The organism is Pseudomonas sp. SWI7 (assembly GCF_006351945.1).
GTDB classification, from domain to species: Bacteria; Pseudomonadota; Gammaproteobacteria; order Pseudomonadales; family Pseudomonadaceae; genus Aquipseudomonas; species Aquipseudomonas fulva.
The window spans coordinates 1,333,310-1,347,645 of record NZ_CP040930.1; the positions used below are offsets into that span (position 1 = coordinate 1,333,310).

General features: G+C 56.3%; 13 protein-coding genes and 1 pseudogene. 6 read left to right on the forward strand and 8 right to left on the reverse strand.

The window, feature by feature from the left end; genetic code table 11:
- Positions 1–92: 92 nt before the first annotated feature.
- From FH041_RS05945 to FH041_RS05955, 3 genes are all read right to left on the reverse strand, one after another.
- Entirely contained in the window at positions 93–2,354 is a 2,262-nt protein-coding gene (locus tag FH041_RS05945; RefSeq protein WP_088523463.1) for a TonB-dependent siderophore receptor, read from the reverse strand.
- A gap of 157 nt (positions 2,355–2,511) precedes the next feature.
- Positions 2,512–3,204 carry a DUF421 domain-containing protein gene (locus tag FH041_RS05950; RefSeq protein WP_028687434.1) on the reverse strand — a complete coding sequence of 231 codons (693 nt, stop codon included), beginning with the start codon at positions 3,202–3,204 and terminating at the stop codon, positions 2,512–2,514.
- A gap of 283 nt (positions 3,205–3,487) precedes the next feature.
- Positions 3,488–4,774 (reverse strand): DUF2254 domain-containing protein, encoded by a 1,287-nt coding sequence (locus FH041_RS05955; RefSeq protein ID WP_088523462.1) that lies wholly within the window; start codon positions 4,772–4,774, stop codon positions 3,488–3,490.
- A gap of 239 nt (positions 4,775–5,013) precedes the next feature.
- Here FH041_RS05955 and FH041_RS05960 point away from each other — a divergent pair, with 239 nt between their 5' ends.
- Positions 5,014–5,319: a DUF6482 family protein gene (locus FH041_RS05960; RefSeq protein ID WP_027914971.1), complete on the forward strand. Its 306-nt coding sequence runs from the start codon at positions 5,014–5,016 to the stop codon at positions 5,317–5,319.
- Positions 5,320–5,328: 9 nt separating this feature from the next.
- Complete coding sequence (locus tag FH041_RS05965; protein WP_027914972.1) at positions 5,329–5,691, forward strand: hypothetical protein; 363 nt, start codon at positions 5,329–5,331, stop codon at positions 5,689–5,691.
- On the opposite strand, the gene FH041_RS22930 is transcribed toward FH041_RS05965, so the two are convergent.
- Positions 5,674–5,868, reverse strand: a complete 195-nt coding sequence (locus FH041_RS22930; protein ID WP_236165909.1) for a hypothetical protein — start codon at positions 5,866–5,868, stop codon at positions 5,674–5,676. The genes FH041_RS05965 and FH041_RS22930 overlap by 18 nt on opposite strands.
- Positions 5,869–6,127: 259 nt before the next feature.
- Here FH041_RS22930 and FH041_RS05975 point away from each other — a divergent pair, with 259 nt between their 5' ends.
- The 4 genes from FH041_RS05975 to arfB all read left to right on the forward strand — a co-directional run bounded on the left by FH041_RS05975 (position 6,128) and on the right by arfB (position 8,455).
- Complete coding sequence (locus FH041_RS05975) at positions 6,128–6,949, forward strand: NADPH-dependent oxidoreductase (RefSeq protein ID WP_088523460.1); 822 nt, start codon at positions 6,128–6,130, stop codon at positions 6,947–6,949.
- A 49-nt stretch (positions 6,950–6,998) separates the two neighbouring features.
- A complete protein-coding gene (locus FH041_RS05980) occupies positions 6,999–7,376 on the forward strand; it encodes a nuclear transport factor 2 family protein (protein WP_028687429.1) in 378 nt (125 codons plus the stop codon).
- Between the two features lie 188 nt (positions 7,377–7,564).
- Positions 7,565–7,903 carry a hypothetical protein gene (locus FH041_RS05985; RefSeq protein WP_177413045.1) on the forward strand — a complete coding sequence of 113 codons (339 nt, stop codon included), beginning with the start codon at positions 7,565–7,567 and terminating at the stop codon, positions 7,901–7,903.
- Between the two features lie 138 nt (positions 7,904–8,041).
- The gene (gene arfB / locus FH041_RS05990; RefSeq protein ID WP_028687427.1) at positions 8,042–8,455 is read left to right on the forward strand and encodes an alternative ribosome rescue aminoacyl-tRNA hydrolase ArfB; all 414 of its coding nucleotides are present in this window, start codon (positions 8,042–8,044) and stop codon (positions 8,453–8,455) included.
- 175 nt (positions 8,456–8,630) lie between these two features.
- On the opposite strand, the pseudogene FH041_RS05995 reads toward arfB, so the two are convergent.
- The 4 genes and pseudogenes from FH041_RS05995 to FH041_RS06010 all read right to left on the reverse strand — a co-directional run.
- Positions 8,631–9,854: pseudogene (locus FH041_RS05995) on the reverse strand (DUF2345 domain-containing protein); the annotation flags it as partial.
- A gap of 105 nt (positions 9,855–9,959) precedes the next feature.
- Positions 9,960–10,847 (reverse strand): T6SS immunity protein Tli4 family protein, encoded by an 888-nt coding sequence (locus tag FH041_RS06000; RefSeq protein WP_088523459.1) that lies wholly within the window; start codon positions 10,845–10,847, stop codon positions 9,960–9,962.
- A 697-nt stretch (positions 10,848–11,544) separates the two neighbouring features.
- On the reverse strand, positions 11,545–12,525 hold the full coding sequence (locus FH041_RS06005) for a T6SS immunity protein Tli4 family protein (protein WP_236166153.1): 981 nt from the start codon (positions 12,523–12,525) through the stop codon (positions 11,545–11,547).
- Between the two features lie 20 nt (positions 12,526–12,545).
- Positions 12,546–14,246 carry a triacylglycerol lipase gene (locus FH041_RS06010; protein ID WP_088523458.1) on the reverse strand — a complete coding sequence of 567 codons (1,701 nt, stop codon included), beginning with the start codon at positions 14,244–14,246 and terminating at the stop codon, positions 12,546–12,548.
- Between the last annotated feature and the right edge of the window lie 90 nt (positions 14,247–14,336).

Genomic DNA, 14,336 nt, shown 5'->3' on the forward strand with positions numbered 1-14,336 from the left:
GCTCAACGGCGATGGGCTGCGGGGCAGCCCTGAACGGTGCATGACGCAACGCTCGCCGTCGGGGAACCCCAGGTTGTGCGACTTTGGCGCGATCAGAAATCGACCGAGGCACTCAGAGAAAGCGTACGTGGTGCACCGAGTACCAGGTAGTTCGAGCCTGGATACCCGCCAGCGGAGGCCCAATAGTCACGACCGGCCACGTTGTCCAGACGCGCACGCAGGGTGACGTCCTTCTCGTCTACCTTGAAGCCGTAGCGGGCCCCCAGGTCCAATCGCGTCCACGAAGGAATCTCGAGGTTGTTGGCGTTGTTGATGTATTGACGGCCGGTGTAGACCACGCGGCTGGTCAGGGTCAGGCCGTTCACACCCGGCACGTCCCATTCGCCGCCGATGTTGGCCTGGGTTTTAGGCACGCCGATGGCCTGGTTGCCGTCGTCCTGACCGTTCTGGGTCTTGCTGAGTTCGGCATCGAGCAGGGTGACGCCACCGAGCAGACGCACGCCGGGCGTCGGCTCACCGAATACCGACAACTCGATTCCGCGGTTGCGTTGTTCACCGCCATCTTTGAACACCTGGTCCTCGACGATGCCGACCGGCTTGCGCGTCTCGAACACCGCCAGGCTGCCACCCAGGCCACCGCCGTCGTACTTCACACCCACTTCGGTCTGTTTGGCCACGTAGGGCGCCAGTGAGGCACCGGCATTGAGCACCGGGGCTGTGGAACCGTCAGGCAGGGTAGTGGTGGCGCCGGCCGTATCGCCTTTGGTCAAGCCTTCGATGTAGTTTGCGTAAACCGAGAACTGCTCGTTGATCTGGTACACCGCGCCGGCAACGGGCGTAGTTTCATAGCGGTTGTACTTGGATGTCTTGTCCCCGGAATCGTAGTCGTAACCTGTCACGTTCAGCCCCTGCCGGCGCACGCCAAGAGTGACCAGCAACTGATCGTTGAAGAATCCTAGGGTGTCGGCGACGGCCAGGCTTTGGGTTCGGGTCCTCGCGGTAACATGGGGGTCCGACATCGAACCTTTACCCGGATTGGAGACAGGCTCAGCAACATCGTAAGGGTCATAGAGATCGTTGGCGAAACCACTGAAATTGCCCGCCCAGGCATTACGGTCCTTGTTGTCGAACATCGAACCGGACAGCACCCACTGATGCGACACCGGACCTGTTTGCAGGGTGTAGCGCATGCCCACCTCACCGGTAGCCACTGTCTCTTCCCGGTAATTATCGAAGCGCGTCGATCGGGTCACGCCGTTGGCGTCGGAGGAGGGGTTGGCCAGCACGTTCTTCTCTTCACCTTTGCGCATGCCGATGGCAGCCCAGGTGGTGAGCGCATCGGAGAGGTCATACTCGGCACGGAAGGTGCCGAATGTTTGCTTCTCCTTGGAGTACGTCCAGGGCTGGCCGTAGTTCTTGTCGGCATCCGGCGGGCTAGGTACGCGGCCCGTAGGGGTGACGCTGGGCAGCGGATTGTCGATGAAATGGTACTGGTGGCCAATGTCGGCCGAAAGCCGCAGGCGTTCGCCCTGGTAGTCCAGGCCCAGGGCGAACATGTCCAGGGAGCGGTCCTGGTCCTGTACCGACGTTTCCCCGTCGCGCTTGGCCACGTTCATGCGAACGCCAAAACGATCCTGCTCCCCGAAGCGGCGCGCCACGTCAGCCGAAACGGTACCGAAGCCGCGATTTTCAACCCCAGCGGTCAAGCGGGTAAGGGGTTCGTTCGGGGCGCGCTTGGGCAGGATGTTGATGGCGCCGCCAATGCCGGTACCGCCGGGTGCGGCGCCATTAAGGAAGGCGTTGGCCCCGCGGAATACCTCGACCCGTTCGATGAACTCCGCTGCCACGTATTGACGCGGAAGCAGGCCATACAGGCCGTTATAGGCGATGTCGTCGGAATACAGCGGGAAGCCCCGCATGACATACAGTTCCTGGAAGTTGCCGAAACCACGGGCGACCCGCACGGAGGGGTCGTTCTGCAGGATGTCCGCCACGCTGTGCGCCTGCTGGTCCTGGATCAGCTGGTTGGTATAGGACGTGGATGTGAAGGGCGTTTCCATGTAGTCCTTGTTGCCCAGGATACCCACGCGCCCGCCCCGGGCCACTTGCCCCCCTTCATACTCAGGAACCAAGCCATCCTTGGAGGCGTCTGCGCTGGCCGAAACTGCGGTTTCTTCAAGCTCCAGGACCGCGCCGGTGGTACCGGCCGTATTCACAGGTTGTGCAACCGGCACCGGGATTTCCAGCGCGTTCTGAGCAAGTGCGAGCGGTGAGGCCACGCTTGCGACCAACCCCAGGGGCAACCAGACAACGGTGTGCAGCGCAGGCTTGCGGGCAAAATTCGGGAAGGGCATGTGAGAACCTGATCAAGGAATTGGGACGACAGGGAATTGGCGTGCTACAAAGCGCAGAATTATAGCGAGTGGGAATCGTTATCGCTAAGCTTTTGTTTGCAGCTCCAGCCCAAGTTGTAACCTGGCGCTTGCTCAACGACCTTGAGGGTCCGGACGGTTAACGGTTGCGCGTTGTTTGCAGGGCAGGTGACCAACTGCGATGACCGCAGCGCATGCAGGCAATCACGTCATGCAGCTGATGCTGCACTGGCAGGCCACAGCTAACGCAGCAATACAGGCCTGGAGACGGTGGAGAGTCGTATTCTGGACGGTGCTCGGGCGGCAGCACGGACAGGCCCGGTCGAGTGTCTTTGGCCTCGTAAAAATAAAGGCTCAGTTCGCCGTCCGTCTCCAGCAAACCCAATCGCACCTGGCCAAGGTGCTCAACCCCTTGTTGACGCAGTTCCATGAACAACTCGTTGGAGGAGATGTTCAGGTTGCGCAACGAGTGAATTTCATATTGGCCGTCCTTGACGACGGTGATCGGGAGCCCGTCAATCCAGGCTTCGCACATCTTGCTGCGACGCATCAGATAGATCGTGCCGCGATACAGGAGCAGTAGCGTGACGAACACCAGGGCCACTGGTAACAATGGCACATCTTCGTAGAAGGTCACATCGCCTGCAGCAGAACCCAGGGTCAGGATGACGACGAGTTCGAAGCGCGAGAGCTGCTTGATGCCACGCCTGCCGCTGAACTTCAGAAACAGAAACACGGCGAGAAAGGCCGCAACCACGCGCACCATCACTTCCATCAGAAACGTGACGGGCAAGTCACCCAGCAGCATCCTTTGCAGATCGAATGACTCCATCGAGCGCCCTCCGTCGCCACCTTGTGATCAATTGACCTGAGTTCATTAACTACGGTTCAGCCTGGCCTTCGCCATGGGCCAGGCAAGGAAGGGGGGATTTCAGGAAGGGGGCTTGTCGAGCGGGCAAAAGAAAGCCCGCTGCTAGTCGGGCTTAAGTCTTTCTCATGGGGATGAGTTGATAATCCACTCGGCAACGTGAAAATTCGGTGAAATAAAAGTCCCCATTGTGTGGAGTGCTCATTTATGCGGCACAGGCGATGAACGGTCAGATCCTCAGGTAATTTCAGGACAGCAGTGCCAGGGGCCATTCCAAACTTCGGACCAGCGCCCGCAAGCGCTGCTTGTCCTCCTCCAACGGTAATGCCTGTTCGGCCCGCTTGAGCAACAGGTCCACATGCGTGATGCAAGCTTGGCCAAACCGATCGGGCGCGATCTGCGCCAGGCTCGCCAAGGCCTTCACCAGGCGGATGTCCACTTCCAGCAAGCCAGCACCGTCCCGTGCAATCAGGGTGAAGAAGTCATCGAACATGTCGTCGACTGTCAACCCGCGCACATGCACGTTCTGCCACTGGCCGTCGGTCGTGGTGTCGGGCGCTTGCCGTGCCCAGGTGGAAAAGCAGCGTACCCCACGGCCTATGACGTCAATGACCGTGCCAGAGTCGTTGGTCGCGGGAGACAATGCGCGTGAGGCGATCTCTGCCAGCACCGAGAGCCCGAAGCGCGGGTCCTGGCCATAGGTGCGCCGTGCACCGAGCGTCACTGCAGCCAGCACCTCATCTTCAAGGTCTGTGGTTTCGGCGGCCTGGCTTGCGCGGACGGCGCGCGCCAGCACCGTACCGTGGTGCACGAAGCTGCCCGGCAGCACCTCCAGGTAGATCACGGCATTGTGCTTGTCAGCTGCGTGGGCGAGGGCACTGACATCGACGTGTTGTACATAGCCGATGTCCTCGCAAAGGACTGCGATTGCCGACGGGGCAACCTGCGTTGCATCGGTGTAGGGCTGCGCACCCAGGTAAGGCCACTGCGCACGGCGCTTGAGCGCTGCAATGGCCGCGTCTTCCACCCGATCGATAGTTTCCCCAACGCGGCCAAGCTTGGACAAGTGGTCGATCCAGCGCAGCAGGGTGTACACGATCAGTACGATCATCACCAGGGTCACTGCAAACAGCACCACACGGCCCTGAGCGCCGTAAATGCCGGTACTCAGGGCAATGATGCCCACCAGGCTGAACAGGAAAGAGCCGATGAACGTCGCCAGGGCATTCTGAGTCGTGGCGTCCTCCATCACCAGGCTGGTCGCACGAGGCGTGACGCCGCTGCTGGCGGCGCTGTAGGCCGACACCATGGTGCTGAGCGAAAACGTGGTTACGGCCAGCATGCTGGAGGCGATGATGCCCAGGATTTTGTCGACCGAGTCGGCCCCGACTTTCGCCGGCAACGACGCTGGCACCATGTCGCGCAAGGCGATTGCCAGCAGCGCGGTGAGTACGCCGATCAGGGAAAACAGGCTGGCGCGAAACCACAGCCTTTTCGTCGTTTGCGCAAGTGCCCAACGCCAGCGAGCGATCATGGTGGTTATTCTTCCTCAACAGATAGGCCGATGCAGGCTGGAGCGCTGCGGCATCGCCACGATTGAGTCCTAGCCCGTGCAGATAGTTTCGCGACCCTGGGTTGAGTTTTGCAATCCATACGGAACGACCGCGGCGCGTCGGCATCCTTATACAAGGCGCTGGATTTGTATAAGTGCACGCGCTCGACATTTTCCATCAAGCCCGATGCAGGCCGCGCCTGCCGGATGGAGTACCTGCCATGAACCTAGAGCAACTGAAGCAACTGGCCACTGCCGGCACTGTCAATGAACTCGAATTGCTGTCGCTCGAAGGCGGCTTTTACGTCCTGCGTGCGTTGACGGCCGACGGGCCGCAGACGTTCAGCGATGCCCAAGGGCAGGCAGTGCGACTGCGGTCAATGACGGAGGTGCGCGAGCTGCTGGCCGATGTACCGCCTGTGCCGTGCATGCTGGTGCAGCATGTGGTGCATGACGAGATGTGCGGTCAGCGCGATGGCCCGCTGGCGCCGCTGCGCGTGCCCGTGACGCTAGCAGAGCAGTGGTAGTACCACCCGATGCAAAGGGTAGACGAGAGCCGCCTGCACGCTTGGCAAGCCCTGTCGCAGTTCTTCCTGGACACCGAACTGACCGAGGCGAGCCTGGCGTGGGTGGCAAGTGTCATGACCCAGAGCCCCTATACACTCGATCAACTGCACAGCATCTTGTGGCATGAACTGTATCCGGCCTTGCAGTGGAATCTCAGGTCCATGGCCGGCGAGTGGGCAGGCTGGACGGACGAGTTCTTGATCGAACACGTCAGGGTGCGGTCGTTCGAGCCGGCAGTTCCGCGCAGCGGGGCGGTGGGTGATGAGATCGCCCGGTGCTGGGAACGGGCGCTGGCGAGACTCCGCGTTCAGGGGCTAGGCCGCCCCAAGTAACCGCAGCAGTTGCGCATGCTCCCAAGTGCTCATCAACGCCACCGGGTTGGTGCCGTAAGGGTGGTGAGTATCGAACTGGTAAGCACGGCCATCGGGGCTGGAGCAGCGGATGCAGTGATCCAGCGCACCCTCCTCATTGCACAAGGTAAGCATCCACCCGTCCGCTTGCACAGTCATGGACCCACACGCCATTTCCGCCCAGCGTGGCTCGCTCACACGCTGTAAATCCCGAATCCCGAGGGCAATATCACGCAGTATCTGGTAGACCTCTCGAGGTGCAAGCGAAGGTGTCGCCACGCTGATTGTCCGTTATCCATTGAGTTGAAAGTCAGTCGGCACAGGGTACCTGATCCAGCCGGAAGGCTCGGAGACTATGACACCTGCTATGTGCAGGACGCGGTTTTTTGATAGCCTCCTATCTTTTTGGAGGAATTGTATGACAGCCGATAGCCGAGCAAAACTGGTCGCCCGCTATGGGACCGAAGAGGTATCGCCGCTCAGCCAATGCAATGCCGTGATCGAGCAGTTGCTCGACCATCGCAGCGTCCGTGCATTTGCGGACCGACCGCTGCCTGAGGGGACGTTGGACGCCTTGATCGCCGCTGCTCAATCTGCGTCTACGTCCTCCAACCTTCAGGTCTGGAGCGTGGTGGCCGTTCAGGATCCCGGCCGCAAGCAGCGGTTGTCGGCTCTGGCGGGCAATCAGGCTTACATCCACCAAGCGCCGCTGTTTCTCGTCTGGCTTGCCGACTTGTCACGGGTGTCGCGCATTGGCGAGCAGCATGACGTGGCGCTCGAAGCACTGCCTTACCTGGAAAGCTTGTTGCTAGGCACCATCGATGCAGCCCTCGCAGCGCAGAATGCGGTCGTCGCCTTGGAGTCTCTGGGACTTGGGAGCGTTTACATCGGCGGTATTCGTAACGACATCGAAGGGGTGGCCGCGGAGTTGGACTTGCCCGCGCATGTCTATCCCGTGTTTGGGTTGTGTGTCGGCTATCCCTCTGCCGACCGGCCCGCCAAGGTCAAGCCGCGGCTACCGCAGGAGGCCGTCCTGCATCATGAGACGTACTCGACCGCTCAGGAGCAGAGCTTGCTGGCCTGTTACGACGAGCGCCTGGGGGCGTTCTACCACCGTGAAGGCATGAAGGCCTCGGGGTGGTCGGAGCAGGTCGTCAGCCGGCTACGAAGCGCTGCCAGCCTGCATGGGCGAGAGGCTCTGCACGATGAGTTGAAGCGGATGGGGTTTGGGTTGCGGTGAGGCGGCATTCATTTGCCGATCACTACGCATCTTTGGTTAGGAAACCCTTATGAATAGCTATCTTCAAGAAGTCGTGGACTTGCACCAACTGATCGAAGCACGGTTTGCCCGGGGCGAGGGGTCGTTGGAAGCGATGATGGAGCACTTCGTACCAAGTTTCTCGATGGTTTCACCCGCGGGGCTGCAATTCGGTCTGCAGGATGTGGAGCAGCTTTTTGAGCGGAACACGGGCAGTCAGCCGGGGCTGAACATTGAGCTAACGGACTTGGAAACCCTGCATCAATGGGCCGACGGGGCGCTGGTCAGGTATCGGGAGATACATAGCGCCGAGGGTAAGGACGATACGGTACGGGTATCGACGGCACTGTTGGTGCTGGAGGCGGGGCGGGTGAAATGGCGTCATTTGCATGAGACCTGGGCGGTATGAGTGCTCGGTTAAGCGGCTAAGTTCGCGGGCGTCTTGATCTCGTGATCGGCGGCCGCTGGCGACGTATAGACTGTTCGAACACCTAGACAGCAGCGGGTGGCAACTGTTGCATTGTATGCCCCTCTAACCATTGTCACCGGAAGTTCCAACAAGGGGCAGTTTCGTGAATCGTACAGGCTTACAGGACGATGAATGTGACTCGGGTTTCAGACTTGTTCTCAACCGCGTTAGAGGCGTGTGGTGATTTCAGGCACTGGCATCAATTTGTCACTGATACTGAATTTCACTGGCAACACTCAGCAGACCTGGCGGCGCTGGAGGCTTGGCAAACACTCTGGTTAGAAATGGAAGTCCTAAATGGGCTGGCGCTGGCTGATTGGGAAGACCAAGGTCGCCCTGCAGATTGGTCACAGTGCTGGCGTGATCAGTATCAGAAAGAGGCCTTGGCGCTGGTGTCCGATTTTGCCCTGCTACTTAAGCAGCTTGATTCAAGTGACGAATACTCGCTTGGCGCTCAAACTGACTGAGGCTGGTGGGGCAGGGTGCACGAGTCCCTGCTGAGGTCTGACTGACCTTTCACAGGGGCCAGCCATCGAATAATCAAGCAGCGTTACTTGGGCGCGCGGCCATTACTGTGATAGTTCGGTCAATCATAAGGGACCTTCATGCTGACCCTCTCCAATTCCGTACAACTGCCGGACGCCGAAATCGAACTGACGTACGTACGCGCTCAGGGCGCGGGTGGGCAGAACGTCAACAAGGTGTCGAGTGCTGTGCACTTGCGATTCGACATTCCGGCGTCTTCATTGCCTGAGTTCTACAAAGGCCGGCTGCTGGCATTACGAGACAGCCGGATCACCAGCGACGGCGTCTTGATCATCAAGGCTCAGCAGTACCGCACTCAGGAGCAGAACCGAAATGACGCGTTGACGCGTCTGGCCGAATTGATCGTGAGTGCAGGCAAGGTCGAGAAAAAGCGTCGGCCTACCAAGCCGACGCTCGGGTCCAAAACGCGCCGCCTGGAGGGGAAGGCCAGGCGTAGCGGTATCAAGGCCGGGAGAGGGAAAGTGGAGTTCTAGATGGGCTCGGTAGGATACTGATTTCACGGCTCTGAATTCACTGACTAGTGACCAGCCCAGGAGTACATAACTACTCCAGGTGGGCCGTGCTAGACTTGAAGCGCCACCCAAAATTCACCCCCAGCGCAGGCTCCCCGGTGCTGAGCTTCTTGATCACATACGGGTCGGCAAAGTCGGTCTTGGGCATTTCATTGAAGTTGTGCGACAGGCTCGTTCCGCCGCTGAAGACCTTTTTTGCCCCTTTGACATCAATGGTTCCCGGCGCATGGATTTCGATGTTGCCGCCCTTGATACGAATGTAACCGCCACCACTGGTCAGCAGAATCCCGTCCTTGGCGGCGATCTCGATACCGGCAGCGGTTGAACTGAGTTTCATGTTTTGCAGCGAGGTCAGCAGCATCTCGTCGTTCTGCGCCTGCAACTCCACCTTGCCCTTGGCTGCAAACAATTTGGCCCCGGCGTTCTGCGCAAACAGGCTGATGCTCTGCACCACGCTGGCCAGCAGCGACTTGCCGCTGGCGATGCTGACATCCTCGCCGGTGCTCACGGTGAGGTGCTTGCCGCTGTGCAGGTGGGTGTTCTGTGGCGTGGCGGTAGCGATATCGGCCGGGGAGGAGGCGATCAGCAGTGGCTTCTGGTAGCCCGGGGTCTTGCAGCGTCCGCCGCTGCGGATGGCCCACGCGGTGTCGCCGCCGTTGCGTTGCTGTTCGCTCGGGCCCTGGCTCGGGCTGCTGTTGTCGTTGCCATAAGTGACGTCGGCATCGGCGTTGAGCTGGGTCAGGCTGTCCAGGCCGGCTTGCAGGGCGTCGGCGTTGTGCTGCTTGGCGGTATCGGACAGAGTCTTGAGGCGTTGCTCGCTGTTCTGCAGTTGTTGCTGGGCTTCGCTGACGTCGAGCTGGGCGCCCTGGGCGTTGCTGCGCTTCCAGGTGCTGAGGTACAGGCCCTGCTGGGCGCGCAGGGCGCCATAGGCGTCGGTGCGCAGCTCGAAGCCGGTGCCGCGCAGGGCCCCGCGGTGGTTGCCGCGCTGGTCGATCAGGTAGCCGAGGTTGAGCTGGGTGTGACCATGGCTGCTGTGCAATTGGGTGCGTACCTGACCGGTGGAGTCGTCCATCACCCACTGGTTGAAGCCGCCGCCGCCGATTTCCTTGCTCTTGTAGCCGCTCATCAAACCGCTGGAGTGCCAGGCCGGTTTGTGACCGCCGTACACTTGGCCCATGATCAGCGGGCGGTCGATGTCGTTGTCGAGGAAGGTGACCACCACCTCTTCACCAGCGCGTGGCACATGCACGCTACCCCAGTCAGGACCGCTGCTCGGTTGCAGCATGCGCAGCCAGCACGAACTCAGTTCACCTTGCTGGCTGAGGCGGTCCCAGTGGAAACGCACGCACACACGGTTGAGATAGCAGGATAATTACCGATTTACCCATTGTTCACTCCGCCAATGGGGGACAGTTGCAGCAGGTGGCTGTATGGCGAAATGTATAGCTGTTCCGCCATCGTCCATTCACTCCGAAAGAGGTTTGAAGCCACGCAATAGCTCATCCCAAAACGCTAGTGCTTCCTCATTCGAATTGAAATTACTTCCGATTTCATGAGTGCCCAGTTCAATGGCGATATAGGGGCGCGTATTCGATTCTAATGTTCCGTCGTATTCAAATTGGAAGGCATAAAATGTTTTTCCATCAATTACGGTGCTAACGGCCACCTCTTCCCCTTCGATACCGCCGACAGTAAGTTTTTTCTTTCGAAGTATTTGTAGCTTACCACGATTCGACAGTTCACCGACTACAGGGTCATATTCCTTTTGGTCGAACCGTTCGAGAAGGCTGGGCTCTTTCTCAGTAATACTCTTTGTAAGGAGGCTTACATAATATCCTGCGTGGCCCTTAATTTGCGCGCCCATATAGACAGATTCGAAAAATTGATCGTTGGGGAGCGTGGAGTAACCAGCCTCCAATGCGAATGCTCCGTGCGGGGGCTCCGTATCAGGACGTCTGAAATAAATGGCATTGCTTAGTTTTCGCATGTTCTCTACTGCTTCGGGCACACCGTTTGGTGTGACACGTTTTATCATCATGTGATATAGCGTGTTTTTGCTTGTGAGCAAGTACGCATTCAAGGTGTATAGTGTGCTGAGGCGTGAAAGCAAAAGGACGCTTCCATTGTCGAGCTGAATGGTTTTTTCGTATTTGCTGCTTGTCCCGCGAGCGACTCCTTTTTCCAGATCCTCGATGAGGCGTTGAGTAATGACGGGGAGTTGAGACTTTCCATTTTTGCTCACCAATTCAAGGTTTTCATCAAAAATCTTGTAGTCAGCAACGATTTCCGAGCCTGGTGGGAGCGATAGTTGAAAACGCCCGAAGTAATGCGTGTTCCAGTTGTTACCAGACATGGAGGTCTCGCTTGGTTTGCTGGTGGCTGCGAAAAGGGAACATGAAGTACATATTAATGCTGCAGCTAATAAAAAACGGTGATTTATATTCATCCCGAATCCCTATCGAAACATCAAATGCTGCTGGAAATTCTTATCAGGCTGTACAATGTGGCAAATTGCGTGCTTCCCGCCTTGTCAGTATAAGCATCTTGGTGGCCGTAGCCCACCGTGTTATTAAAAATTCCTTCTTTGCAGTAACGGTTCAGTAATCCACTATTTTGTTCATGAGCAAAAGCCCCGAGCACGCCTGGTTCTCCCCGAGGTGCAGTAGATGAGAATGCCGGGACCGTACCGTCGCCAGGGTAGTAACCAGGCCCAATGCTAAGGGTATACAAGCCGTTTAGCGTGATTTCAGCGTCTAAGCTGTCGCTGCTCAGATTGGCTGTTTTAATATCGAGGCCTTGTAAGTTGTTGGCTGCCCACTCGATTGTTCCTCAAATAGTTAGATTTAGTGTGCCATTATTTCCGTGTGCAAAAGTCGCCCGGGCTGGTCGGAAAATCTCTGAAGCTCGCTGATAAACACAAAGGCGAGCGCCTATCATGGATGGGTCAGGATATCGGTAAGAGTTATACGCAAAGGCCCGTTAAATATCGCAACCTGACAGAGTGAGTAGTCGCAATAGATGACGCATAGCCACTCTGAACAGTCTTTTCTTTACTCCGAGAGAGGTTTGAAATTGGCTAGCATGCGATCCCAAAATGCTAATGCCTCATCCTCAGATCTAAAGTTACTTCCTTCTTCATGTGTACCGAGTTCAATGGCGACGTAAGGTCGCGTATTTGATTCCAGCGTTCCTTCGTACTCGAACTGGAATGCATAAAATTGCTTGCCATCGATTGATGTACTAATCGCGACTTCTTCACCGTTTAAGTGTCCAACGCTCCGCTTTTGTTTTCGCAACGTTCGTATCCGGCCTGAATGGGTCAGCTCATTTAAGGAAATGCCATGCTCGTGATTATCAAATCGCTGCAAAAGAGTTGGTTCTTTCTCTAGGATGCCTTTGGTCAGAAGACTGATATAGGTGCCAGGGTGACCGGAGATTTGAGCACCCATATAGATGGACTCAAAGAATTTGTCGTTAGGGAGTGTGGTATAACCGGCCTCAATGGCAAAACCGCCCGGTGGAGGGGCTTCATTGGGGCGACGGAAGAAAATTGAATCGCTCAGCAAGCGCATTTTTTCAACGCCGCCAGGTATGCTTTTTTTGTTAATTGTTTTGGCCATCAGGTGATAGAGTGTATTTTTATTTGAAAGTAAATATACATTGAATGTATAAAACTCACCGAGCCGAGAAAGAAGCAATATGCTGCCGTTGTTTAAAGGCACCGTTTTTTCGTAACGACTGCTGGTTCCTCGAGCAATACCCTTTTTGAGTTCCTCTGTTTTTTGGTTTGCTAAGGTCGGCAGGTCACTGCGTCCGTTTTTACTTATCAGGACAAGATTTTCGTTGAAAATTTTATAGTCTGCCGAAATTTCTGATCCTTTCGGTAGGGTGATTTCGAAACGGCCAAAATAATGTGTAGTCCAGTTTGTATCATTCATGGCGTTGCCTTCCATTTTGTCTGCAGTCGCAACGGATATATTGAGTAACCATAGGGCAGATAGCGTTAGAGAAGCTTTATACATACTGCGCATTTACTACTCCTTGGGCACCGTTAGCTGATTTGTGCAGATAGTCGAACTAAGCTGTACAGTGTGGCAAATCGAGTGCGCCCAGCCTTGTCAGTATAGGCATCTTGATGGCCGTAACCGGTTGACTGATTGAATATTCCTGTCTTGCAGTATTGGTTTAACGCTCCGCTGTTCTGACCATGCGCGAAGGCACCCTTAACCCCCGGCTTTCCACGTGGCGACGAAGAGGAAAAAGCAGGCACCGTTCCGTCGCCAGGATAATAGCCTGGGCCAATTTCGAGTGTGTAAAACCCATTGAGTTCCACTTGCGCCTCTAGATTGTCACCGCTCAGTTTTGCATTCATTGCATCAAGGCCTATCAAATTTTTTGCCCCCCACTCAATAGTGCCCCAAGTATAAAGCTTCGAAGATTTTGATTCGGCAGCGTAATGTACAAATGTTTCAGAGTGGTACTTTTCCTCTATGTCTCCATGGAAGGCCTTGACGCCATCGATAACTTCGAAAAACCGTGATCGTAATGATGGAGGTTCATCGCCAATGCCACTCCATTTAGATTGCTTGGCCTGGTGCGCCGCCACAACTCCGGCGGGGTCTAACAGTCTGTTATTATTGTCAGGAACTAAACCCCACCATTTATCTGATTTGTAGATTTCTTCATAAGGGCAGCGCACTGGCAGTCGCATTGCGCGGTCTAATGTAGTGGTGTCTTTGGTGAAAAGCCACGGGTGGCCGTCATTGTAATCGTGGGAAGGGAGCAGCTCCAACGGCCCGGATGCGAACGCCATCACCGCGACTGCATCGGCAGCATCTCGGCCTAAAATTTTCTTTTCAGCCAATGCTTCAAAGCCAGCGCGAACTCGCTTGTAACTCGCCGGAGCTCCTGTAGCAGGCATTGCGCCATGAATAATTCCATATAACTTGCAGAATCCATGGCATGCCACCATTGCTCGTGCTACTAACCCACCCATTGAATGGGTGACGATGATTACGTTTCCGGCTTTGCCATTGTAATGTGGAAGTACTGTGTTGTTGATGAAGTTAATAATGTCTTTCGCTGAATCTCGATTCGATTGAAGCCAATTATAGCCAGCCGCCCACACCTCATATTGTGTATCTGCTGCGTTTTTCAAACCACTCGCATCGCCCATTGCTGCAAGACTGGGGTTGTTTTCCCAGTCTCCCCAGTCGCCTGGTGCTTGGCCAACACGCTCTTTCCATTCGCCCTGAAGATCGTTGTTGAGCATGATGTTATTCATCTGCCGTTGCATTTCACCCATGATCGGATGATAAGCAGATCGCATGATTGCCCCCCACTTGCGGGTGCGCATTTCATCTGTTGAAAGCCCGCTGCCGGCATCGTCCAACTCACCTCCTTCGTAAACACCCAAAGCACCCGGCGTGGAGTCAAGCTCCGCCTGCCGTTGTTTAGATGACTTGAACCAGCTGCCGAATAGCAGGCCAAGCGTTTTGACCACCGGGAATAAGCCGTCCATGTTTGGGGCAACCCAGACACGCTTCTTGGTTTTCATGTTCATGAGGTTGGTACCCATGATCCCAGGAATGAAGATGATCGGTACAATTTTCTGACCTTTGTAGGCTACACACTTTTCTCTGGGGTCGGTGGACGAAGACAGTGTGGTGGTGGCCGTCAGCATGCCATCCTCATCGTATTCTTGAGGCAGGTGCAACGCAGCGTCTTTAGGTGTCGTGGTTTTAGTTCCCATGGCGATGGCCCTTATTTCAAAATGTGGATAGACGAGGCTTAGCGAAACAACCCGTCATGCATCCCCCAAGACTTTAATTTTCATGAACTC

What these genes read in the sequence shown, in the direction of transcription:
- FH041_RS05945 (WP_088523463.1), bottom strand. Translation starts at nt 2,354, where the DNA reads ATGCCCTTCCCGAATTTTGCCCGCAAGCCTGCGCTGCACACCGTTGTC.
- FH041_RS05950 (WP_028687434.1), bottom strand. Translation starts at nt 3,204, where the DNA reads ATGGAGTCATTCGATCTGCAAAGGATGCTGCTGGGTGACTTGCCCGTC.
- FH041_RS05955 (WP_088523462.1), bottom strand. Translation starts at nt 4,774, where the DNA reads ATGATCGCTCGCTGGCGTTGGGCACTTGCGCAAACGACGAAAAGGCTG.
- FH041_RS05960 (WP_027914971.1), top strand. Translation starts at nt 5,014, where the DNA reads ATGAACCTAGAGCAACTGAAGCAACTGGCCACTGCCGGCACTGTCAAT.
- FH041_RS05965 (WP_027914972.1), top strand. Translation starts at nt 5,329, where the DNA reads ATGCAAAGGGTAGACGAGAGCCGCCTGCACGCTTGGCAAGCCCTGTCG.
- FH041_RS22930 (WP_236165909.1), bottom strand. Translation starts at nt 5,868, where the DNA reads ATGACTGTGCAAGCGGACGGGTGGATGCTTACCTTGTGCAATGAGGAG.
- FH041_RS05975 (WP_088523460.1), top strand. Translation starts at nt 6,128, where the DNA reads ATGACAGCCGATAGCCGAGCAAAACTGGTCGCCCGCTATGGGACCGAA.
- FH041_RS05980 (WP_028687429.1), top strand. Translation starts at nt 6,999, where the DNA reads ATGAATAGCTATCTTCAAGAAGTCGTGGACTTGCACCAACTGATCGAA.
- FH041_RS05985 (WP_177413045.1), top strand. Translation starts at nt 7,565, where the DNA reads ATGAATGTGACTCGGGTTTCAGACTTGTTCTCAACCGCGTTAGAGGCG.
- arfB (WP_028687427.1), top strand. Translation starts at nt 8,042, where the DNA reads ATGCTGACCCTCTCCAATTCCGTACAACTGCCGGACGCCGAAATCGAA.
- FH041_RS06000 (WP_088523459.1), bottom strand. Translation starts at nt 10,847, where the DNA reads ATGTCTGGTAACAACTGGAACACGCATTACTTCGGGCGTTTTCAACTA.
- FH041_RS06005 (WP_236166153.1), bottom strand. Translation starts at nt 12,525, where the DNA reads ATGCGCAGTATGTATAAAGCTTCTCTAACGCTATCTGCCCTATGGTTA.
- FH041_RS06010 (WP_088523458.1), bottom strand. Translation starts at nt 14,246, where the DNA reads ATGGGAACTAAAACCACGACACCTAAAGACGCTGCGTTGCACCTGCCT.